We start from the raw sequence: 23,388 nt of genomic DNA on the forward strand, positions 1-23,388 counted from the left end.
AGGCCTGACCCCCAAACCTTATATGGAGGAGTTGAGACCTGGGCCAAATAATGTGTCGCCAGGAATGCGCGATCCTGCTAATACCTATCGTGGTGACTTGATAAATACCAAGGATCCTACAAGTTCAAATATTCATGAGAAAGGTCGTCATGCCAATCAGCCACACTACAATATTAACCTTAGAGATGCTGATGGAAAACGTCAGACTCCGGCAATCTTCATTGATGAATAATAGGTGACATTACAAATGACTTTGGAAGAAATTGAAAATTATATTGCTCGTGGATCTCGTGGTGCTGTCTGTGTTTTTCGGCAGCCGTTAGAGCAGACTGCGCTACTAATTATGTCCATCTATATAACTGGAAAAGTCGGTGCTTATTGTTTTAGTGTTGAATTTGATCCAATTGACGAGGTGGATAACGGTGAAGGTTGGTGTTGGCAATCTGGCAGGATGAGTTTAAAGAACTAAGGGGGTCAGGCCTTACATTTGACATTAAGGATGGTTTGACACAAAAGTGCAGGATGTGAAATTTAAGGCCTGACCCCCAAACCTTGCGGGATAGGGCTGCTGGGGTTGCAAAGTATGAAGTCGGCGATTCTAATGACTTGCAAAAACGTTCGGCTGTTGGCGATAAACTTGACATACACCATGCGACCCAAAAACATCCCGCTGGGCAGATCATTGATGGGTATGATCCGAAGACTGGCCCATCAATTGCATTGCCTTCTAGAGAGCATAAACGTATACCTACGATCAAGGGAACATATAGTGGAAATGCTCGTGACTTGTTGGCTAAGGACATTAAGGATATGAGGCAGCACACGAATGCGCCAAATAGTGCTTTGCAAAATTTGATTCGACTTAATAAAGAAACCTCACCGGGTGCATTTACTAAATAGGCAGGCAAAATGGATAGCGAGAAATTTATAACAATTATTAAGCGGGTCGTACGTGAAAGTGCAATTGAAGACACGATTGAAAACTTAGAAGATCCTCCAGGCAGGCGCGTGCCAGAAGCAGAGCAAGTTCGATCCGATTGGTTTAACGCTTTGTCGGATGACGACCGAAGTAAAGTGGGAAGTATTGTTAAGGATGCTGTTGATGAAGCTATTTTTGGTTTGTTATCCGTAATTGATGGAGCTAGAGCTATTGAGGATGGAGAGGATAAAGGTAGGTTGGTCTTGACTTATAACGGTGAGAAAGAACAAATACTAAACGATCCTGAGGTAATTGGTCTGCATGATCTATACAATGCCAATGATTGAGTTTTGTTGATGCAGTAATGTTACAAAGAAAAGCTAAGGGGGTCAGGCCTTACATTTGACATTAATAATGGTTTGAAACAAAAGTGCAGGATGTGAAATTTAAGGCCTGACCCCCAAACCTTATATGGAGGAGTTGAGACCTGGGCCAAATAATGTGTCGCCAGGAATGCGCGATCCTGCTAATACCTATCGTGGTGACTTGATAAATACCAAGGATCCTACAAGTTCAAATATTCATGAGAAAGGTCGTCATGCCAATCAGCCACACTACAATATTAACCTTAGAGATGCTGATGGAAAACGTCAGACTCCGGCAATCTTCATTGATGAATAATAGGTGACATTACAAATGACTTTGAACTAATGGAGGAACTAATGGGGTCAGGCCTTACATTTGACATTAAGGATGGTTTGACACAAAAGTGCAGGATGTGAAATCTAAGGCCTGCCCCCCAAACCCTGTTATTGGGTTTGGATGATTGCTTTTTTATCGCTAGGCTCAACCGTTACGGAGTGTCTAGCGGTTTATCTAACGTATGTGGGTGATAGTGTAAGCGCGCGTGAAAAATACGCTTTTATCGCCAAAGTGGAGCGGCATACGGGGGTTAGCGTGGAATATCGTGGTCGTGGTCGACCAAAAATGCCGTAAATTACGTTCGAACGCCCAACATGGTTTTGAGCGCTTGATCCAAAGATTTGAGAGAGATTTATGTCTGTGTGTGTGCGAGAAAAGTTATTGCTGTTGGTATTTATATTCTACCTTGGGCTGGCCTTTAGTCCGCTTGGGTTTGCGAAAGATAAAGAACAAACTGAAGATTTACTGGCTGACTATAAGTTACTTGCCATATCCGAGAGGGACGAATCGGCCGTTATTAGGAGCGCGAGCGGTGACATGATTACGCTTGAAAAAGGTGCGCGGTTTCCTGGTTTTGAGCTTTTCGTAACGCAAATTCAAAACGATAAGGTTGTTGTAAGAGAAACAACAGCACCCGGTGATGTTTTGGTTATTTACAAGTCGAAGAATGGTGGGCCATCAAGTGTTAAACGGATTCGCCGAGTGGCACCAACGCCAGAACAAACTAAGGGGCATGTGACCCAGTTGAAATCGGCTGGTAGTGGCAGTAACGGCAAGAAGACTTTAAACAAGTAAAGTCTTTTGTATAAAAATTTAGTCCATTTAAGTAATAACAAATTAGCACGGAAGCTAAGTGGTAAAGAGTGAGAGTTATGGGAATGAAAAAAGTGATTGTTGAGCTGCGCAATAAAAGTAAGTTGTTGGTTAAAGTGTTGGCTTTTTCGGCAATATATACAGCTAATTGCATGGCGGGCGGAAGTTATCCAACCGATAGCTTTGATATTCCCGAGGGTGCCTACTCGGCTACTTTTGTAGAAGCCAGAAATCACGTAACGGTCATGTCGTTTTCGGGTAATTTTGATGACACACTTGAAACCGGCGCATTTAACCGCGGTGCGCGTGCAACAGTTGCCAAAGAATTTTATAGAACCCATCAAGACAACTACGATTTTATTGTAACGTTTACTTCGTTTGAATATGCAACACCTGAAGCCCGCGCTTTCTATCATGGAGTGAAAAACGATGTGCAAGGGATTGGCTTACCACTTTTCGATAACTCGGCCGTATACGGTTCTAATGGTAAATTACAGGGTATGATCGATATGGCTGCTCTTTCGCGAAGCAGCTACAACCCGTTTCAGGCTGATTATGAGTATACACTCTCTACATTGGCGCACGAGGTTTTGCACCGCTGGAGTAGTTTTGTAAATGTGGATACAAGTGGCGGGTTAAATGCTGACGTACTGCGAGGGAAAGACGACGCGCACTGGAGCTTTTACCTAGACACAGACGCCTCTGTAGAGTATGGCCACCAATGGCGAGACAATGGCGACGGAACCTTTACCGCTACTGCCGCTAAGCGCTTCTATTCGCCATTGGATCTGTATTTAATGGGGTTTTACGGCCCGGAAGAAATTGAAGATTTCTTTGTTATTGAGCCTACCAATAGTGAATACTCTAAAGATAGCTACCCTGTTCAAGGTGCAAAAGTTTCAGGCACCAAACACTTGGTTTCCATTAATGATGTTATCGCAGCCGAAGGCGCGCGCATACCCGCCAAAGATCAGGCGCAAAAGGAATTTCGAATTGCTTTTGTTTACCTTATTGGTGAAAGTGAAATCGCTGAAAATGCCGATATTGTAAAAATCGATAATTTTCGTCGCGCCTTTATGGATCGCTTTGCCATTCTTACCGGTGGTAGGGCAATAGCGCATGTATACCCACAGGCACTCCCAGAGGTAACAGCTGGCGAGCAGTCCGTTGTTGAAGCGGCTGTAGGCGATACAGTACGCGTAGATTCCGCAGATGTACAAGATGCGCTCGAATGGCTGAAAACCCAGCAAAATAGCGGGCTTGGTTACTGGGAAGATAAACCCGCAACCCGTTTTCGTGATACAGCCGTTGTGCTTGATGCACTGCAATCACTGGATGCTTCTTTTACAAATGATTCCAGTGCCTACCAGTGGTTAGAAGACCAGCAGGTTGAAAATACCGACTCCCTCGCTCGAAAAATTCGATTAAACCCAACCAATAAAACAGCGCTAGTAGAAGCGTTAGTTGCACGCCAAAATGTAGATGGCGGTTGGGGGCTACTTGCCGGGTTTGAAAGTAACGTTCTTGATACATCACTTGCAGTGCAGGCCTTAAGTAGTGTTGGTGATATGGCTGCGCTCGCGTTTGCGCAAATGTACTTAATTGCCGAGCAAAATGCAGACTTTGGTTGGGAAGAGATTGCTGGGGGTAATAGCAACTTAAGAGCAACACTGGCAGCCATTACAGCGCTACAGCACATTGGCGCGTTTCCGACACCTATTACAAACGCAGCATCTTGGATTGCTAGCCAGCAAAATATAGATGGTGGTTTTGGTGCGCCGGCCAGTACTGTTAATGAAACAGCCGAAACCCTTGTATCCCTCGTACAAAGCCGCCAAGCCGATAAAGTCGATCAAAACGCTGCCTTGGCCTACTTAAACAATTTACAGCGTGAGTCGGGTGCATGGGAGGGAAGCGTTTACACAACGGCGCTTGCAGCAAACGCACTGCGTTCTATTACTTTGCAAAACCTCGCTGTAGTAGAGTTTTATGCCGACGCTGCAAGTAAGCGAGACGGTGAACGTGTGCACTTGACGGTTGCCGTTACCAACAATAGCCCGCTCAATACAGCGTTAGCCACTTTAGCGCTTTTTGATGGTGACCCGAAAAGCGGAGCGAGCCCCATTGTCAGTTCAGCGGTAATACCGGTTTTAGCACCGGGAGAAATCCGCTATATCCGTTTTGTATGGGATACCCTCAATAGCGCGGGTAGTAAAACGCTCTATGCTGTTGTAGACCCCGAAGCGGCTTTAGTGGAGCGTTCGCTGCTCGATAATGTGGCTACTTTAGCTTATGAAGTAGCAGAAGCACCTGAAAACGTCGATTTAGAAGTAACCGAGAGTGAATTTGTTCTTTTCCCCGCTGCGCCTTCACTTTTGCCCGCGTCGTTATCGGCATCTGTTGTGGTGCGCAATCTTGGGTTGGCAGATGCGACTGATGTGGGTATTCAGTTGTGGCAAGGCGAAGCACAGAGCGGTATTTTATTAGAAGAACAGCCAATATCGGTTACCAGTCGTTTGTCCACTGTCGCTAATTTTGTGTTCGATTTAACCGAAGCCGGTACAACCCACTATACGGTGGTGGTAAACCCCACCGAATTGCCAATAGAAGACAACTTTTCGAATAACACGAGCACACAGGCAGTAACGACTTCAAGCAGTATTGATTTGGCCGTTACGCAAGGGGATTTTGCGATTAGCTCTTTGCCTGTGTATTTGTATCAAGATGCGACATTTACGATTAATTTGCGTAATCAGGGAACCCTGGCGTCACCCAATGTTGGCGTAAAATTGTTTATCCTCGGCGATAACGGCTATGAGCTGCTAGAAGATACCCAGCTAACATTTGCCGCAGGTGAAACTAAGCCTGTTAAGTTTACATGGCAGGCCAATAGGTTAGGCGATACAGCACTACGCGTACTTATCGATGAAGAAAACCTTATTGCAGAGGCTGACGAAACCAATAATGTGCAGGAGTTCAATTTCTCCGTTGTACAGCTGGAAGGCATTAACGTAACGCTCAAGGCCGCAGAGCTGGGGTTTTCTCAATACCCTGCCAATGAGTCCCTGGGTTTGGTGTTGAGTACAACAGTTTACAATACCGGTACAGAGACGGTTACGTCGGTTCCGGTTGGTTTCTACGATGGCGACCCTGGCACCGGCGGCATACTTATTGGTGACTACGAGGTTGTGCCTGAAATCACCGCAGGCAGCTCTGTTACAGTAGAGCACGTTTGGCCCCAAGTTATGGGCACTGCCGACCATTACGTATTTGCCGTAGTGGACCCAGAAAATGCCATTGCAGAATTGGACGAAACAGATAACCAAGCATTCGATACCCTACAGGTAAATTCAGTTTCGGATTTGGTGGTTACAGAGGGTGCTATTCAATTAGACCCTAGATACCCAAGCTTGGGCGAAACAGCGACCGTTACAGTTTCTGTTTCAAACCTTGGCGAACAGGCCGCCGAAAATGTTCTGGTGCGCGCCTTTAATGGCGACCCAGATAATGGCGGCATTGAAATTGGCAGCGGTTACCCAATTTCTGACATTTCAGGCTTTGGCATAAAAACGGTTAGTTTTGATTTTAGTTTTACGCAAGAGGGTACACAGCGTTTTTATGTTGAAGTTGACCCAGACGGCGCAATAACTGAATCGAATAAACTGAATAACAATGCATTAAAAACCATATCGGTTCAAGATGGCAGCCTGTATGTCTCCGAGCGCTATTTCTCACCCAACGGCGATAAAGTAAAAGATTCAACGCGCTTTTTCTTTGAACTCGATACACCAGAAACCGTGCGGGTAGCCGTACTTGACGCTACAGGCTCTGCGGTACGCACCTTCGATGAAGTTTTCAACAATGCCACCACCGGTAATATTGAATGGGATGGTAGAACAGACGTAGGGAGTTTGGCCTACGACGGAAACTATTATTTCTCGATTAAGCACGAAGATGGCAGCGTTAGCCACCAAACCAAAACGGTACTGGATACCAACAGGGCTTCGCTGGTAGAAGCGCTAGGAACGCAGCACGAAGTAAAAAACTTCCTTTCTTGTAACATTGGTGCGCAGCATGCCAACGCGTTTGTATACGGGCCCAAGGATGAATTTGTTTATTACCTAAATACCAAGGCTTTGGATGCTTACGGTAAAAAAACTGATGAGTCGGATGAGATTGTTTTTCCTGCCGGTTTATACCGTGCGAATTGGGACGGCTCCGATGCGCGATTGGTGTCCAACATTTCGGTGCTCGATCTGGAGTCTCGTCGATTCTTTAATAATGGTGTGCCTCGTTTTTTGAATTTGGTTGTTTCCGACGATGGTAAGCGTCTGGCTTTTATTTTAACGTCTGACTATGACTTTGAATTTGAAGTGTGGTCTGCATCGACCTCTCCTGGTAGTGGACTCACCCTTATTGAAAGCTTTAATCCAAATCCAGCTGATACCGGTTATGGCAGCAGTGAATCAATACAGTTTATTAAAGGCACACATCGTTTATTGGCGTCCTATCCAACTTCCGTAGACAACGAACAACTGGAAGTCGGCCTAAGTAGTTGGGATGTGGACACCGTGGGTGGCGACAGAGTTGATCACGCCATCAGTTTGGCCTACGCTCGTTCGGCGAACACCCACATATCGATTAACTCACTTGGTAGCCATGTAGCGATTCAATTCAAAGAACCCGTTAGATCTAATGGCAGAACTTTTGGTTATTCAAGCAAAAGCTACCTTTATAATATCGCTTCGGGTATAAGTCAGAATTTGGGTGGCGAAGCAACAGCAATAAGTTGGGCTCCCGATGGAACTAAGCTTGCTGTTGGCGACCCAGCAATGGGCGGGGTTGTAGTTTACAACTTAGACGGCGAGGTTATTCAAAGTTACCGGTTTCCAGACCAGTTCGATCGCTCGCTCGCTAGTGCAGCGGCACCCTCGATTGATACGTTTCCAGATTGGGCCCACATTGATTGGAAATATTTCGAAGATATTGAAACACCGAAGTTGGTGGGCAATATTGAACATATTAGCTGGAACCCCGATAGCTCAGCGCTTCTTTTCTCGTTAAAAGATGTTGCGAGCTCATTTTTATATCAAATATTGGTATCTCAATATGGCACATTCGACTGCGACTGTTGGTACGCAGAGCTAGATGGAGGCGTTGAACCTGAAGATTTCGACTTGGCGTTATTTGATTATCAAGGCGATATGTCGGGTGTTTACTTATATCAGCTTGCCGGAAACAAAGTAGAGCAAATAACTTCGCAACTCCCCACTGCAAATGCAATTTCTAAACTAATAGAATCGAATCAAGGTGGTGGAATGGAGTCGTTTTCGTTTGATGAATACGACGATAGTTCAGGCGCTTTGATTCCGGTTGTCATGCTTGAGGACTTTGATCAAAATATTCTAGGTGTACCCGTTACCCGTGAGGGCTTACCCGTACTAGCTGATGTGAAGGGGCTTCAGTGGCTAAATAATTCTAGTTCATTCTGGGTGAAATCTGATACTTATGTTGCAATAGACACAGCCGGTGTATTGCCAGCAAAAAAAATTACGCCTTTACGTGCGATATCTTCTCTCGGGCAGTCTAATAAGGGAGAGTTTCTTAAGTTTTACGCTGAAGATAATGTAGATGCTTGCGCTACTGGTATGACCGACGGTTATCGTTTAGTTCGCTCGCTGTTAAACCTGACATCAGATTTACGCATTACTCGTAATAGTTCGTCGGGTAGCATTACCCTGCATGGTACTGCCACAGATCAAAATTTCGACTTTTATACGCTTGAGTATGCATCCGTAGATTCCCCCGATAACTGGCAACAGCTTCAACCTGCCGTTAACCAACATGCAATTGATGAAGATCTTAGTGCGTGGGTACCTGCTTCCACTGGCTCTTTCTTTGTTAGGCTCTCGTCTCACGATCTGGCGGGCAATTCTCGAGACGCTATTAAGCAGGTATCTACGTCAGTTCAGTCGAGCATTTCGAATTTGTACCGTACGCCAGCCTATTTTTCTCCCAACAGTGATGGTGTTAAGGATGTTGTATCAATTCACTTTCGTGTACTTACCCCAATTAATAATTTTACAGTTGAAGTTTTGAATGAAGAGGGCGCTATTGTTCGCACAATAGTCGAAAGCTATACCGAAATAGGCAGCGAGCAAAGCATAACCTGGGACGGACGAAATGATAGTGGAGACAGTGTAGCAGACGGTACTTATACATTAAGGGTTCAAAATAACGAACTTTTGGTTACCTTAGATACGGTATTTCCTACGGTATTGGATTTAACGGGCCCTTGGTATCAGTCCATACTTTTCGATCCTTTCGATGCTAGAAGCCCCGCCTACTTAGAAGTTTCCAATAGCATTACTATTCAAGCTTTCGACGATGTTTCTGTACCTGACGCGGAAGTTACCTACAGACATTGGGAAAGCGCCGATTGGTTGAATACTCCTATTAACTTTATCGAACAGGGAGCGCGCCTTGCGGCTGCATCATCACTATCTATACAACAGTGGGTTTCAGGGGAGTATCAAGCCAAGGCGTCCGATCAAGCGGGGAATACAACCGTAACACCCATAGATTTTGATCAAAAAATTAATCAATCAGCCATTATTTGGTACGGACAGCAGTCAGGGGATCGGTTTACCAATACAGATACTGTTATTGGTAATGCCGCGATTAACCCAAATGCAGCAGGCTTTATAGTACTTGGTGGTAAGCCGTATTTTTCCAAGGCTGGGCTTTTCCCCGATCTTCGTGTTGCGCTGGACGTTAATAAACCATTGGTTTTTCGTTTGAATGAAACCATTCCGGGTGGAATCTCGTCTGTGCATGTTATGTACGGTGAGGCTGAGGCTGCGATTGATACTTATCAGGCCGCCAGTAGTGTTTCTTACGGATCTATAGGGGCCTGCTACACCTATCTAGGGCAGAACTCTAGTGACATATGTTTCTTTGAGCAAAATAACCTGCTTGCCCATCACTTTGGCTTGTCTGTTGATCTACCTTTGCTCGACCTTGCGCCTGGCACTACTTACAATTTTTACGTGCAAATAACGCCTGATATAGGCCCTGAGGTCAAAACAAATGGCATTTCTTTTACTACATCCGAAAAAGTAATTCTAGACAATAGAGTGCGGACTATAAGCGGTGAAAATATAATTAGCGGGTATCTAAGCCCGGTAGCAAATGAAGAGTTTCAGTCTGCAACGATATCTATTCAGAATACTGAAGATGACCGCTATCTCGAAAAAACCGTCTACAAGACAATTTTCCCTGAAGATGGTAAGCATAGTTTAGACCTTAAAAATCCTTTCTTACATTTCTCCTTTGGTGCGGAGAGCTTGATGCCATGCTCTACCTACCAGGTTACTCTGGATGTTAAGACAAAGGACGGAAAAAGGGTTTCCGATAGCAAACCGATAGACACTCAGTGCCTAGCTATCGAAGTGATGGCTTCGCCAGTTGTTGCGGATGAGTGTAATACCGGGCCAACAAACATGGTTCGATTTGAAATGGTTGTTGAGGAGCTCCTGTCTTATGGAGACCCGGTCGATCTTAAAACCCTTGAACTTTATACTGTTGGTATGGATGGCACTAAGAGCGTTCATTTTAATTCTAATTCGCCGCGCTACAATCAACCCCTTGAGTATGTGTTCGATACTACTTTGGTTGAAAGTGGGGCAGTTATCTTTTATGCGCGAGCCGTAGATGTAAATGATAATGAGGCGGAGTATTCGCTGAATATCCCTATAACTTACGAAGAGCCCACGCTAGATATAGTCTATCCGATTGAGGGTCAAACTTACTGTGCAACGGCGTACCTTTCTGACAAACCAAAAGACAAAGAATATCGTATAGCCGCGTTAGAAATTCAAGGTCAATCGATTAGCGCTGGAAAGCACAATCTAGCAATTAAAAATAGCTTGTCCCTGGATTCAGATTTGGTTTCGTACGCTGAGTTTTATAATCCCGGTGGTGCGGTTGAGTGTAAAAAAGGCTCAACATTTACTCGCTGTAAACTAAACGAGAGAGTCGATAAGTTTGGTGAGAAAATCATCACTACCCCTGTTATATACAATCCGCTGATTAATGAAAGTAGAACTAACGGTGTTTTGGGTTATGTGGTTGCTGAAGGTAGTCGAGAGCAGTCCATCTATTTTGAGCAGACCAATTGGTCTGGGGCGCTCAGCTGTTCAAATATGGCTGTAACGATAGATTCTCGCGTTGAAGGCCTGAGCATACGTACAACCGGAGGTGTGCAGCGCGTAACAGCAAGTGGTGATGGCTATCAAATATTTTCACCCAATGGTGACGGCTTTTATGACGAACTTCATTGGCAGTATTCTGTAGAAGAAGCTGTATCTCTTACGCTGACTATTCATGACGGGGCTACAGATGAGTTGGTTGCCAGCGTTTATGAGGGGGCGGCATTTGCGCAGGGCGACCACGTTGTTGCATGGCATGCAGAGTCGATACCAGACGGTTTATATGTGGCTAGATTCGAAACTCAAGACGGGTGTGGCTTTGTCGACCGTACCGCGCGTTGGGTTGAATTAGATGTTACGCCACCTGTAGTGCAAATAGTGTCTCCTACTTCAAATCAGTCTCTTGGTGTGATTGTTGAGCCGCTGGCGAACATTGTGGATGCAAATTCTTTTTCTACGCAGTTATCTTATGGTCAAAATCAAAGCTTGATGGCCATAATTGATTCCAAAGCCGCGATATTATCTGGCTCTGAGTTAAGTATGGGGCATTGGAATACATTTGGTTTGACTGGGAGTTGGTTGTTAGGCGTTAATGCTGTCGATATTGTCGGCAACCATTCATCAGGCTCCGTTGAGGTGGCCCTTCCTGAGCGAGATGCGCAGATATCGCACTTGGCTGCCACTGAAAAGTATGTGGCGCCAAATGGTGATGAACAGTTTGCTAATGCAACTTTTACGGTTACGTTCGAAAATGATGTTGTTATTTCTGCTGATATTTTTAAAGGCGACGAAATAGTCGAACCACTGTTAGCTGACGCTGTTTACACAAAAGGAACCCACCGTATTTCCTGGGATGGCCTGAATAACGCTTCCGTCCCTTTTGAAAACGGTATTTATTCAATAAGAGTACAAGCACAAGCCGCACATACGGTTTCTACTATACAAACAGAATCGACCAGTATCATTCTCGATGCAATTGCTCCGCAGATACAAGTCGATGGTTTAGATTCTGGGTTGATAAGTGTTCGTACTAATCTAGAGGCCGCTTCGTTGTTGGGCTCTGTTACCGACACGTATTTCAATGACTATAGTGTTGCACTTCTTGGTACACCGAATAGCGCTTCGGTGTTTACTACTATCGCTGGAGGAGATGTTGCCCCAATTAGTCTGCTGGCGAATTTAAGTAATTATGTTGTAGACGAAGGTGAATATAAGTTTCAGGTCAGCGCCAAGGATGTAGCTGGAAATAGAAGTTCTCTTACTTTCGATATGCTTTTTGATACTTCTGCACCGGCAATAACCATCACTTCGCCGGTGAACGACCTGTTTGTAAACAGTAGTGGCAGTTTGGTCGTAAAAGGAAGTATCGAGGAGGCAAACTTACTGAATTACAGTGCTTCGCTCGTATCAAGTGCGGGGGTTAAAGTACTCTCTCAGCAGTACGATGTGTTTCCTGTTGATGATACGCTAACTTCAATTAATTTGACTACGCTGCCCGAAGGGCAATACACACTACAGTTATCGGTTGTTGATAAAGTGGGTAACACAGCGGAAGAATCTAAATCAATTGTGATAGACAACACCCCGCCAGAGGTTGTCATTAGTTCTCCAGAGCATAGTGGCTATTTCGGTTTGTCGCTAATCGTTACAGGTACTGCAGAAGACAGTAATTTCGACAAATACTTGGTGGAGTTGGCAGCCGGGGGCTCAGAGTCCTTTGAAACGATTGCAGAAGTAAGGTCAGGCATTCACGATGGTGCATTATTTAACTTTGACAGTCTGCCTGCTGATGGTGACTACAGCTTACAATTAACGGCTGTAGATAAAGCAGGTAATACTGCCGCTGTTTCTCATGATTTTATTGTAGATTCTATTGTTCCCATGTCACCGTCTATAACAGTCGCTGAAGCAGACAAAGAAACAGCCGCAGTCTCTTTAGAATGGCTACCGGTTGAAGACACCCTTACCGGTTACTGGGTGTATCGCAATGGTCAGAAAGTCGTGAGCGAACCCATCTCGAATACACATTATTTGGATAGTTCTCCGGGCGAAGGAACACATCAGTATTCTATTAGTGCTATTGACACAGCAGGGCATGAGAGTGAAAAGACCTCACAGAATGTTACCCTTGATTTGACTGGGCCAGAGGTTTCATTCACTTACCCACAAACTGGCGATACGGTCAGTGGGCTCGTGAATATTCGTGGTACAGCGTACAGCGCTTCTGATTTCAGCCACTACCGTTTATTGGTAGGTCCAAGTTCAGAATTATTGACAGAGGTAAGTTCTGCTACTGTTGGTGTACTTGGTGATGATATTGGGCAATGGAATACTGTCACTTTATTAGACGGACAAAGTTATGTTTTGCGAGTAGAAGCGGAAGACATAAATGGGAATAGCGCCTTCGATGAAGTCAGTGTGATAATTGATAATACCGCGCCAACCGCTCCGGAAATTTATTACTCCGTTATTAACTTCGGAAACACCGCACACTTCCGTTGGAATGCGCCCGTTGAAGATGATATTGCTGGCTACCTTGTGTTACGCAACAATAAAATTGCAAATGCTAGCGGTGTTGTTGTTGGTGACTTGGCTCCGTACTTGGTAACTGAGTTGGATTTTTCCGATTACTCGCTTCCAGATGGTGAATACAGTTTTACGGTTATCGCTATAGATACCGCCGGCAATCAGAGTGACCCATCCGCAGCTCTCGAGTTAACTATTGATCAACAAACTCCACATGCAGAGCTTATTGGGCTGCCGTCATTTTTTGATGATACGCTGTTCTTAAACGCCCAGCTTGAAGATTTGGACGTTGCCACTATGGATTTTGAATATCGCCAGAGCGGGCAAACAGATTGGGTTCTAATTCAGCAAGATAGTTTAGCGCCGTACCAACACCAGTGGGATACGTCTGATTTAGATTACGGTTCTTATGAGTTAAGAGCAGTGGCCCAGGATATTCATGCGAATATCGATGGTGCCCCCGATGTTGTGACGTTGGAAAAACGTGACCTTATTATTCCCGGTGTCGCCTCTTCAGTCGAGGTGGCCGTAAATGGCGGCACAGCTACAATAACGTGGGTGGGCCCCGCGGATTTGGATATCGAATTTTTTGAAGTTCAGAGAAGTTTCCAAGGCGAGGAAAGCTGGAGTGTGATTTCATCTGTTCCCTTTGGTGCAACACAGTATGCAGATGAGGGGCTTGAAGACGATAAGTACGAATACCAAATCGTCACTCAGGATCTATCGGGTAACCGTTCTAGTGCTTCGGAGGCCATTGGGGCGACTGTCTATACGCCTTTCCTAACGGGAGCAGATATTTTAACGAGCGAGTCTACCGAATTGTTTGTAGGGCATACGCAAGCTTATGTGTCCATTACTTTTAACGTTATGCACAACTCGGTTCCAATTGGTTCTTACACAGCTGAAGCCAACGAGTATGGTAAATTCTGGGTGCGAGATGTAGTTCTAGAGCCCGGGCAGAACGAGTATACAATTCATTCTGTCGATCAATATGGATTTGTTGGTAAAACAGTCACGGGGTATACCGAGTATTCTGCGGCGCCGTCACAAGTGACCGGATTACTTGGTTCGGTGAATTCCGATGAGGAAAATGTATCGTTAAGCTGGAATAGTAATACTGAATCTAATATTTTCGGATATGGCGTATACCGCAATGACGTGCAGATTACTCCTGCAACCATTATAGAGCCGGTAACTCATGGAACGGATGCGACTGATTTGTCTGCTTACCCAATTTCAAATTTATTTGATGGTGATGACAACTCTCTATGGATACCCGAATCAATGCCAAGTTACCTTGAATTGGAGTTTGACGGGCCCCAATACATAACTGGTATTAGAGTTCGGTGGAATCAGTACTACTACTCGTCTAATGATTACGTTTTACAAGTCTGGAATGGCGAGAGATATCTACCAATTAAAGAAATTGGTTATGCTTCTAGTACTCAAAACCTAACGGTAAAATATATTACAAATAAGGTTCGGTTTGTCTTTAATGACACATACTACGGTGACGGTACTACCTACCCATTCCGCTTGAGCGAAATATCTGTATCAACATTGAGTTTTACGGATGATGTTGACTACTTTACGGATTTACCTGGTGACGGAGAACATAGCTATACCGTTGCAGCAATAAATGATAGAGGCATGGAGGGTCCTGCGTCGGAACCCACTCTTGTTGAGGTAGGTGACTTTATTGGACCAGCCCCTGTCAGCTTGTCCATTAACGTTAACGGGGTGAATGTGGAGCTCACCTGGACCGAGAGTGATTCGGACGATACAGCGTCGTACCGTGTATACCGCGATGGGCAGTTAATTCAAGAGCTGTCCTCTGCTGAGCTTTCCTATGCTGATGAAGGGCTAGCAAATGGTTCTTACCAATATACAATTCGCGGTGTAGATGCATTAGGTAATGCTGGTGATCCCTCAAACATAGTAGCCGCAGATATTTTAACGCCTGTTTTAGCCGCTCCTGTTGATTTAGCGGCTCTATCGGATTCCGAAGGGGGCGTAAGGCTCTCATGGAAGCCCGGGCCAGATACATCTCCTGGTGCTTATAAAATCTATAGGGCTCTAGGGTCCGAGGGGCTTGCACTTCTCGTAGAGGAATCAAATCTTTCGCATTACGATGTGAGCGTTGCGGAAGGTAATACATACCGCTACACCATTCGCGCAGAGGATGCCTATGGAAATTTAAGCGCCCATTCTTCTGAAGTGTCGGTGCTGGCTGAGTTTTCTATTCCCGTTAATGCTCCGACAATTGTTGTGCCGTCTACCATTGAACCTTTGCTCACGGGTAAGACTAGGGTTTCAGTTACGGGTGAGGCTGATCCAGGCTCTCGCATATTCCTGGTTCAAAACAATACAGTGGTTCAAGAAGCAACAACGAGCGTGAGCCTGACTCAAACTCAGTACACAAGTTTTGAGGTTGAGAGAATTGGTGAGGCAGAAAATGGAACGATTGCCGCACTGGGTTACAACTACGATACTTATTCAAGGGAACTGCTTGTTGGTAGTAAAGGCAAATGGGAGAAGAGTAATTACTCTTCATGGAGTTTACCCGACTTCTTAGCGTGGCTGGGTTCATATGTTCTATACATGGATGATTATGATGGTAAATTTGAAGTGGTAGACCATGAATCTGGTACTGTTGTTTCTTCCGGTACCGCTTTCGCTGCCGCCGATATTTACTCATTACTTTCTACGACTGAAGATTCCGTGGTACTGATCGCCCGTGATTACGACGTCTCTAGGACAGGATTGTTTACGGTAAATCTCACCACTCTGGAGAAAACATTTGAGCCATTAGACGGGTTCTGCTCAACGTGTGACTTATCAATGTCGCCAAATGGCCGGCACTTAGCCTACGTTGATAATGGTACTGATCTCGTAGTGTTCGACCGCGACACAAAAACCATTGAGCGTATAACCGTTGGTGATACAACCTTGAACGAATGGGTTGATAATATTGTGTCTTGGAACGCGGATGGTGATAAAGCGATTTTTGCCGCTGGTAACATAGCAGGCTATGACGACGTTGTTATGTATGACTTTAATAAAGTTGAAGTTACTGTTTTAGCAAGCGATAGTGAATTTAACCTGTCATTACCGGAGTGGTCAGATAGTGCTGACGCGTTCGTTTATCAAGCGCGTAATTCGAGCAACAATACGCAAATTCGAATTACTGAAACAGCTTCTGGTGATACTACTTTTGCCCAAGAACTGAGTTACTCTGGAAGCCTAGAGTTCCTTGATTGGTCTGCCTCTACCGGAATTAGCTTTGGCTCCGATTCCAGTCGCTCTGTTTCTGTGTTGACGCTGCCTGGGCTGTTTAGGTTTGCTGATGTAGGGATACATATTGGTGAAAACCAATTTGTAGCTATCGCTGCGGACGAAACAGGCAATCAAAGTAACCCTTCGGAATCAGCATATGTAATACGAACTGTTCCAGAGATGGCCGACTTGAACATTGATTTCGTTAACCAGGAGCGGGTGTTGTTAGCTGGAAACGAAACTGAGGTGACGTTTATCGTTAGTAATATTGGTGGTGTTTTGTCTGCTGAAACAAGTGCAAATATCTCACTGGTATCTGAAAGTGGAATTGTGTTGGATCTTGGCCAAATCACCGTTCCTCGTTTGGAACCTGGTAGCAATGAATCACTTGCGCTGAGCTGGCAAGCCGGTGATATTGGTAACTACCGGTTGGTTGTGAACGTGGATACAGAAAATTTGGTGGTAGAATCTAATGATTCGAACACCTCTACAGTTGAAGGAATTCTAGTTGTAGATTCCGAAGACCCTGTGATTTCGCTGAACACCGAACAATCGTCTATTGGGGCCAATACCGATATTGCTGGTAACCTGTCGCTTGTCAATACAGCAACTACTCTACAAGGTGAACTTCGGCTTGTTATCGAGGATGCTGAAGGGTATTTGGTAGAAGAGCTATCAAATACACCCGTCGATCTTGCTTTCGGTCAGCGATACCAAGCTGGCTTCGTTTGGAACTCTGCAACAATATTCCCCGGCGATTATCGCGTTGTAGCAACTCTTTATGATTCAAACGGGTTAGAAGCGTCTTCTCAAACTGCGAGTTTCGAGATTTCTGAAGACATTAACCTGGTTGCAAGCGTTGTGGCAGCTTTACCAAGCTATACAGCAAATGAAGTTGTAAGAATGCCTGTTACTGTGCTCAATCAGGGAGGGAATGCACTTTACCCTGGGGGTTCGGCAACAATTTCCATATACAACTCTCTCGGAGAAACGTTGTACTCAGTTTCACGAAACGTTGGTGAAATATTGCCGGGCGAAGCGCAAACATTTGAGATTCTTTGGAATTCAGCTGTTAGCTTACCTGGCAACTATCAAGTGCAGGTTTCGTTGGTGTCTGAGAGTATTGCGGAACTGAATGCACAAGCGAGCTTCACCATTTTAGCGAGTCGCCCAACACTGACGGGGAAAATCACTCTGTCAGAAAGCGCATTTGGTAAAGATTCTTCCATTAGCGTCGGTTATGAGGTTTCAAATCACGGTAATGCCGCTGTATCTGATATTACACTCAGCCTAACGCTTTTCGATAATTCGACGGGTGCTGAGCTGGTGACAAACTCACTTGTTCAATCTGTTGAATATACCTCTAAGCTTAGCGGGGCTATTCCATTAGATTTGACTGGCATCGATCTTGGTGATTATGCGGTTCGGTTGAGTTATGAAAAAGCGATATTGGGTCAGACATTGTCGGGGGTATTAGACCAAAGCTTCGCTTCCATCGTCGATACAGAAGCTCCAGAGGTAACAATTCTGGAGCCTGAAGAGGGGGCAATTGTTTCCGGACTACTGGGTACACTAAAGGTTGAAGCTCAAGACGCTGACTCACGAATCGATTCAGTTTATGTTCGCTTTGGTGGTGGTGATCAACAGCAGTTACCGAAGAACAGCTCCGTTCTTAATCAGTTTGTTCAAGGCTTTGATGGCCTCTCTGAAGGTGAGCATGAGCTGCGGGTAGTGGCAGAAGACTCCGCTGGCAATATTAGCGGCGAACAGCTTCGTTTAGTCACTATTGATAATTCGTTACCAATGATTTCCGTTTCAGGTGTATTGAGCGGCGAGTACTATAGTGAGCCAGTCATACCCGTAATTAATGTTTCCGATGCAAACTTATCGCACTCTGCGATTACTCTAAATGGTGAATCATTTACTTCAGGCACTAGCATTGAAGAGGATGGCGAGTACCGAATGGTTGTGTCAGCTGAAGATGCTGCCGGTAATATAGGCACTGATATTATTTTGTTTACTATCGATACTACTGAAGCTCAGATAGACATTGATGGGGTCTCAGATCAGGCTGCTTATAACGTTCCGATTGCACCAGTAGTTACCATTACTGACGACAACTTAGTCTCGTCCACTATTCTGCTAAATGGAAATACCTACGAATCCGGTGGTGCAATAGTAGAAGAGGGTGGTTACATACTCCATATTTCTGCAACCGATGCGGCTGGTACCACTGTAGAGACTTCTGTTGAATTTGAGCTCGATTTCACGGCGCCGATGCTGCCAAGCGTTAGTGCGCCAACAAACGGCTCATCGGTTTCTAATTCTTCCGTCGATATTATTGGGCACTCAGAATCGAACGCGTTTATTTCTATGACGCTACAGGACTCCACCCTATTAAGCACAACGGCTGACGGTGCCGGTATATTCAGTTTTACTGATGTTGAGCTGAATCCAGGGGAAAACAGTTTCGCGATTGTCGCGCAGGACCGAGCTGGGAACGCTAGCGGAAGTTTGGCTTATGCACTCAGTTTCTCGGTTCAAGGGTCAACTGAGTTAAGTGGCGTAAATGTGCTATCAACTGATGTGCTTATTTGGGCCGCAGAGAAATCGACCCACCACCACCCAAGTTGCTCCAGTCGGTCGCATTCGGGACACAGAACTGACTTCAAACATTATGATCGTGACTTGGAAGCTCAATTGGAGTTCTTTGAGCAGGTGTATCAGGCAGCAGGTATTTCTTTTACCGTTGCACGTAGTCGCTTAGCGTTTATTACGGCTTTGCGTTCACAAAAACACAATGTAGTGCAGATTCTTAATACTAGGGAAGAGTACTCAAGGCGCTTTGGGTTTGACGGAAGAGCGATTCTTGAACTTAAAGGGGCTGTTGCTTCAGGAACCGGCTTGATTGTGAGTAATACTCAGCCGCATTCCTTTAGATCGTTAGCTTCGCTCACAGGAGTCAAGCTTCATGGACGGGTTCCTGGTGGCGCGACGGTTAATATATCGGATAATTTTATTTCCGGTGATTATGTGTGGACGCTTGAAGATGACCTCATGCGTGTTCGGCTGGCTGGTGGTATTGCACTCGGGTCCATTGAGTACTCCTGCTATCGCTATCGACGTGGGAACTGTAGCCAACCCGCTTTCGTAGCAAATCAGTTTGGCGAAGGGCAAACGGTAACGATTCCGTTCAACCTATTGGATATACCCGATAGTGAAGCGGCTCAATCACTTGCAATAAGTATGGTGAGCTTTGTAGAGCCAAGCGAAAGTGAGAGTATCCCGTCGACACTGCAGTATGTAGACTGGACAATCGATTCTTCCGAATCAGGCTCTCTATTCGCTACCCAAGAACTTAGGGGAGGGATGGAGTACTTCGAATTAAGCGAGGGAGGTATGGCTGAAAGCGACACTTCGGCTCAGTGGAATCTAATGGATATGTTGACCTTTGGTGGATTAATCTTGCTCCCTGAATCAGCGGGTGATTTTACTGTCGAAACGAGTATATATGCGGGTGAAGATAACAACGGTAGCTTGCTCGCAACTGAAAACTCGGTTCTCAGTTTGAGGCATTCCTTAAGAGAAATGGAAACGGAGCTTATTGCAATGTTGGAAGAGCTTCCTTCTTCTGGACGTCATGGCAGAAGAACCGCGCTTGCGCTTCATGCGGCCAAAGCTGCTGTCGTTATGGATCGGAATAAGCACTGGCAGCTCGAAACCGCTTTGTTATGGATGTCTCTAGTGATTGATGATTTGGAGAGGATGGGGCATGAAGATGAGCTGATTTTGGCCGCGTCCATTCTCAAAGCTTATCAATCGCAGTGGGTTGTCCATCATAATAAGTAATCTATAGCTACATTGTACTTGGTGCGATGGAGGGTTTTTCATCGCACCAGTTCGTTGTAGTTAGGAATTCTGTATACACACACGCTCACAATTTAAACGTTAAAACCCTTTATACCAAAGCAGCCACTTGCTTTCTGGCTTTTCGGAACCTGCCCCGCAGGTATCCCTTCAGCGACGCTGTAACCTGCTTGTTGGCAATTTGCTTGTGATGGCAAAACAGCGCTAAACAATAAATGGCTTCGTCTTCCGAAAGTGCTGCTGTGCGATTGGCTCTTGGGTCGTAGCAGCGGCCACAGCCGCCGCGAAACGTGTAGGCGGTGTTGGCGATCATTATGCCAAAGCCCATAAATATGGAGAGAATCTCGGCGGTGGCGTCAAAGCTTTCTGGCCCATTCGGCAATTCTAACTGCGACTGATATAAAAAGTGTTGGGTAATGCTTTTGCTCATGCTACCGACTAGGTCCATGGGTTGTTTCATCATGGCGCTGGCGTAGGAGATGTCTAATGTTGGCTCCAGTATGTCGGTGCTGGTTACCGTGGTGGAGCTAATGCCGCTTGTTTTAAGGGGTGTAGATGAATTGGTCGGTTGCCGTAGTTGGGTGTTTAAACGCAGTAGCGGTGGCATCTCTGGTGAAAACGCCTGGGGCAATACCACTTTGAATGGCCAGTGGCTTAAGCCGCTGTAGCGGAGTATGCGGGTACATAGCGCCCGCGCCATGTCGGTTTCGTTGTCGGCACGGTCCGGAAAGTATTCGCGCGTAGGTTGTACCAGTACGGTGGCGCTGGAGAAATAAGGGTTATCGAAATTGTCGAGCGCCCATTGAAACGTGAGCTGCAAATTTTTAGCGGTTGTAGGGTCTACAACGACTGGTTTTTTGAATAGATGGAGCATGGTGATCTGGTTTACGCGGTTTTTATCGTGGAACGGGAAGTTTACGAGTAGGTAGCAGCCAGTGCAATGCCAGGGGTTCACGTTAACTGAATAGGCGAGGCAGGGTGGGCACTGCCTAGCCTAGGTGATGAAAAAACAGGCTGTCGGTCATCAGCCATGTTAAACGCTAGCCGTACTAACGCATGCAAGCATTACCACAATTAAGCATCATATATGATTGATAAATGTGGCTAATCGATTTTATCAGTCAAATATGAGGGCTATAAAAAGTAAATTTATTTACACATCATATATGAAGTACTATAGTGTTGGTGGTCAATTATCAGTCAAATATGATGAATATGATAAATTCCAGTTTAAGTGACGACGCTATCCGCCGTGAGTTAGGGGGTAGAGCCCAGGCTTATCGCTTGCGGTTAAATCAGGACCAAGAAACCTTTGCCTATGAGGCTGGGGTGTCGGTTAGTACCTTGTACAGACTAGAGAAAGGCGGCCCCGTAAGTTTTGATGCCTATATTAAGGTGCTTAGGGTGCTGGGCCTGCTCGACCGGCTGGATAGCCTTATTCCAGCGCTTGATATTAGCCCCATACAGCGTGCAAGCCGCGCTAAGGGTAAGGAGCGCCAGAGAGCAACAGGCAAGCGCAAAACAGGTGACAAAAACACCGAGTGGAAGGGCTTTGAACAGCAGGTGGATTTTGAAGCTGAGGGCGAGAATAAGAATGAGGGTTAAGGCATGGTGCGACAAGTAACAACGGCTTCCGTTCAGCTTTGGGGCGCTAATATTGGCGCTGTTAGCTGGGACGAAGAGCGAGCGTTAGGTCTTTTTGAATACGCGCCAGATTTTCTACACAGTGGCATTGCATTATCGCCCTTCAAGATGCCCTTGCGACCCCAGGTGTACAGTTTTCCTGGGCTGAATGCCGATACGTTTAAGCGTTTACCCGGCATGCTGGCCGATACCTTACCGGATAAATTCGGTAACGCCATGATTGATCAATGGCTGGTACGAGAGGGCATTAATAAAGCACATTTTTCTCCCGTAGAGCGGCTGTGCTATATCGGTACACGCGGTATGGGGGCATTGGAGTTTAAGCCAACACTGGAGCGCCAAACCCAAACAACCAGCACAGCCTTAGACCTAGCGGCCATGGTGAATGTAGCGAGTAAAATTTTAACCCAGCGCGAAACGTTGAATACTCACTGGGTAGAAGGTGAAGATTGGCTTAACGAGCAAACCCTTCGGGATATTTTGCACATAGGTTCCTCCGCCGGTGGTGCCCGTGCAAAAGCTGTAATCGCTTGGAACAAAACCACCAATGAAGTACGGTCTGGCCAACTGACATTACCAAAAGGCTTTGAGCATTGGATAATAAAGTTCGACGGTGTAGGCAACAACAAAGATAAAGAACTGGCCGATGGTCAGGGCTACGGCAAAATGGAATACGCTTACTACCGCATGGCACTGGCGGCCGGTATAGACATGAACGAATGCCAATTGCTCGCTGAACACGAGCGTCGTCATTTTATAACCAAACGTTTCGATAGAACCGCAAGCGGCGGCAAACTGCATATGCAAACGTTATGCGCGCTGGAGCATTTTGACTTTAACATGCCCGGCGCCTATGCCTACGAGCAAGCTATGCTTACGGCCGGTAATTTAGGCCTGGGTAAAAGCGCAATAGAGCAGCTTTATTTGCGTGCGCTATTCAACATTATGGCCAGAAACCAAGATGACCATGTTAAAAATATTGCCTTTCTTATGGACACCCGCGGGCAATGGAAGCTCGCACCCGCCTATGATTTAACGTTTGCCTATAACCCGCAAGGACAGTTTACCTCGCAACACCAAATGAGTTTTAACGGTAAACGCGATGGCTTTGTTTTGGAAGATTTTTACACCGTAGCGAAGCGTTTTAATATCCCCAAAAACAGGGCAGCCAGCTTGATAGAGCAAGTGGCAGTGGGCGTAGGGAAATGGGAGCAGTACGCGATAGAGGCTGAAGTAGAAAATGAAAGAATTCAGTCGCGTAAACAATACCTAAGGCTTATGTGGCCCTAATAGGGTGGCGTTAAATGAATACCGCCATACAGTGGATTGAGCAAACACAGCTTGCAAAAGCCGCCTTCCGACATTTTACTTCGTTTAGATGTAGTTGTTTTTTGCGATATTCTGTTGTTCCGGGGTGATGCTCTAGTGTTA

The 23,388-nt window shown here is 45.6% G+C and carries 9 protein-coding genes; 8 read left to right on the forward strand and 1 reads right to left on the reverse strand.

Features of this window, described 5'->3' with window-relative positions; all coding sequences use genetic code 11:
- Window positions 1-64: 64 nt before the first annotated feature.
- The 6 genes from H5336_RS19280 (at window position 65) to H5336_RS19310 (ending at window position 20,295) form a co-directional block, all read left to right on the forward strand.
- Window positions 65-232, forward strand: coding sequence for a hypothetical protein (locus H5336_RS19280; RefSeq protein WP_185236101.1), 168 nt, complete (start codon window positions 65-67; stop codon window positions 230-232).
- A gap of 15 nt (window positions 233-247) precedes the next feature.
- Window positions 248-469 carry a hypothetical protein gene (locus H5336_RS19285; protein WP_185236102.1) on the forward strand — a complete coding sequence of 74 codons (222 nt, stop codon included), beginning with the start codon at window positions 248-250 and terminating at the stop codon, window positions 467-469.
- 440 nt (window positions 470-909) lie between these two features.
- Window positions 910-1,266 carry a hypothetical protein gene (locus tag H5336_RS19295; RefSeq protein WP_185236104.1) on the forward strand — a complete coding sequence of 119 codons (357 nt, stop codon included), beginning with the start codon at window positions 910-912 and terminating at the stop codon, window positions 1,264-1,266.
- Window positions 1,267-1,432: 166 nt separating this feature from the next.
- Complete coding sequence (locus tag H5336_RS19300) at window positions 1,433-1,600, forward strand: hypothetical protein (RefSeq protein WP_185236101.1); 168 nt, start codon at window positions 1,433-1,435, stop codon at window positions 1,598-1,600.
- Window positions 1,601-1,975: 375 nt separating this feature from the next.
- The gene (locus tag H5336_RS19305) at window positions 1,976-2,416 is read left to right on the forward strand and encodes a hypothetical protein (RefSeq protein WP_185236105.1); all 441 of its coding nucleotides are present in this window, start codon (window positions 1,976-1,978) and stop codon (window positions 2,414-2,416) included.
- Window positions 2,417-2,499: 83 nt separating this feature from the next.
- On the forward strand, window positions 2,500-20,295 hold the full coding sequence (locus H5336_RS19310; RefSeq protein WP_185236106.1) for a CARDB domain-containing protein: 17,796 nt from the start codon (window positions 2,500-2,502) through the stop codon (window positions 20,293-20,295).
- Window positions 20,296-20,404: 109 nt separating this feature from the next.
- On the opposite strand, the gene H5336_RS19315 is transcribed toward H5336_RS19310, so the two are convergent.
- Window positions 20,405-21,187: a hypothetical protein gene (locus H5336_RS19315; protein WP_185236107.1), complete on the reverse strand. Its 783-nt coding sequence runs from the start codon at window positions 21,185-21,187 to the stop codon at window positions 20,405-20,407.
- Between the two features lie 332 nt (window positions 21,188-21,519).
- On the opposite strand from H5336_RS19315, the gene H5336_RS19320 reads away from it, so the two are divergent.
- Both H5336_RS19320 and H5336_RS19325 read left to right on the forward strand, forming a co-directional pair.
- Window positions 21,520-21,918, forward strand: coding sequence for a helix-turn-helix domain-containing protein (locus H5336_RS19320; RefSeq protein WP_246439414.1), 399 nt, complete (start codon window positions 21,520-21,522; stop codon window positions 21,916-21,918).
- Window positions 21,919-21,921: 3 nt separating this feature from the next.
- A complete protein-coding gene (locus H5336_RS19325; protein ID WP_185236108.1) occupies window positions 21,922-23,247 on the forward strand; it encodes a type II toxin-antitoxin system HipA family toxin in 1,326 nt (441 codons plus the stop codon).
- The last annotated feature ends 141 nt before the right edge of the window (window positions 23,248-23,388 follow it).

The organism is Teredinibacter franksiae (assembly GCF_014218805.1).
In the GTDB taxonomy this organism is placed as follows: domain Bacteria; phylum Pseudomonadota; class Gammaproteobacteria; order Pseudomonadales; family Cellvibrionaceae; genus Teredinibacter; species Teredinibacter franksiae.

What these genes read in the sequence shown, in the direction of transcription:
- H5336_RS19300 (WP_185236101.1), top strand. Translation starts at nt 1,433, where the DNA reads ATGCGCGATCCTGCTAATACCTATCGTGGTGACTTGATAAATACCAAG.
- H5336_RS19305 (WP_185236105.1), top strand. Translation starts at nt 1,976, where the DNA reads ATGTCTGTGTGTGTGCGAGAAAAGTTATTGCTGTTGGTATTTATATTC.
- H5336_RS19315 (WP_185236107.1), bottom strand. Translation starts at nt 21,187, where the DNA reads ATGCTCCATCTATTCAAAAAACCAGTCGTTGTAGACCCTACAACCGCT.
- H5336_RS19285 (WP_185236102.1), top strand. Translation starts at nt 248, where the DNA reads ATGACTTTGGAAGAAATTGAAAATTATATTGCTCGTGGATCTCGTGGT.
- H5336_RS19325 (WP_185236108.1), top strand. Translation starts at nt 21,922, where the DNA reads ATGGTGCGACAAGTAACAACGGCTTCCGTTCAGCTTTGGGGCGCTAAT.
- H5336_RS19295 (WP_185236104.1), top strand. Translation starts at nt 910, where the DNA reads ATGGATAGCGAGAAATTTATAACAATTATTAAGCGGGTCGTACGTGAA.
- H5336_RS19310 (WP_185236106.1), top strand. Translation starts at nt 2,500, where the DNA reads ATGAAAAAAGTGATTGTTGAGCTGCGCAATAAAAGTAAGTTGTTGGTT.
- H5336_RS19280 (WP_185236101.1), top strand. Translation starts at nt 65, where the DNA reads ATGCGCGATCCTGCTAATACCTATCGTGGTGACTTGATAAATACCAAG.
- H5336_RS19320 (WP_246439414.1), top strand. Translation starts at nt 21,520, where the DNA reads ATGATGAATATGATAAATTCCAGTTTAAGTGACGACGCTATCCGCCGT.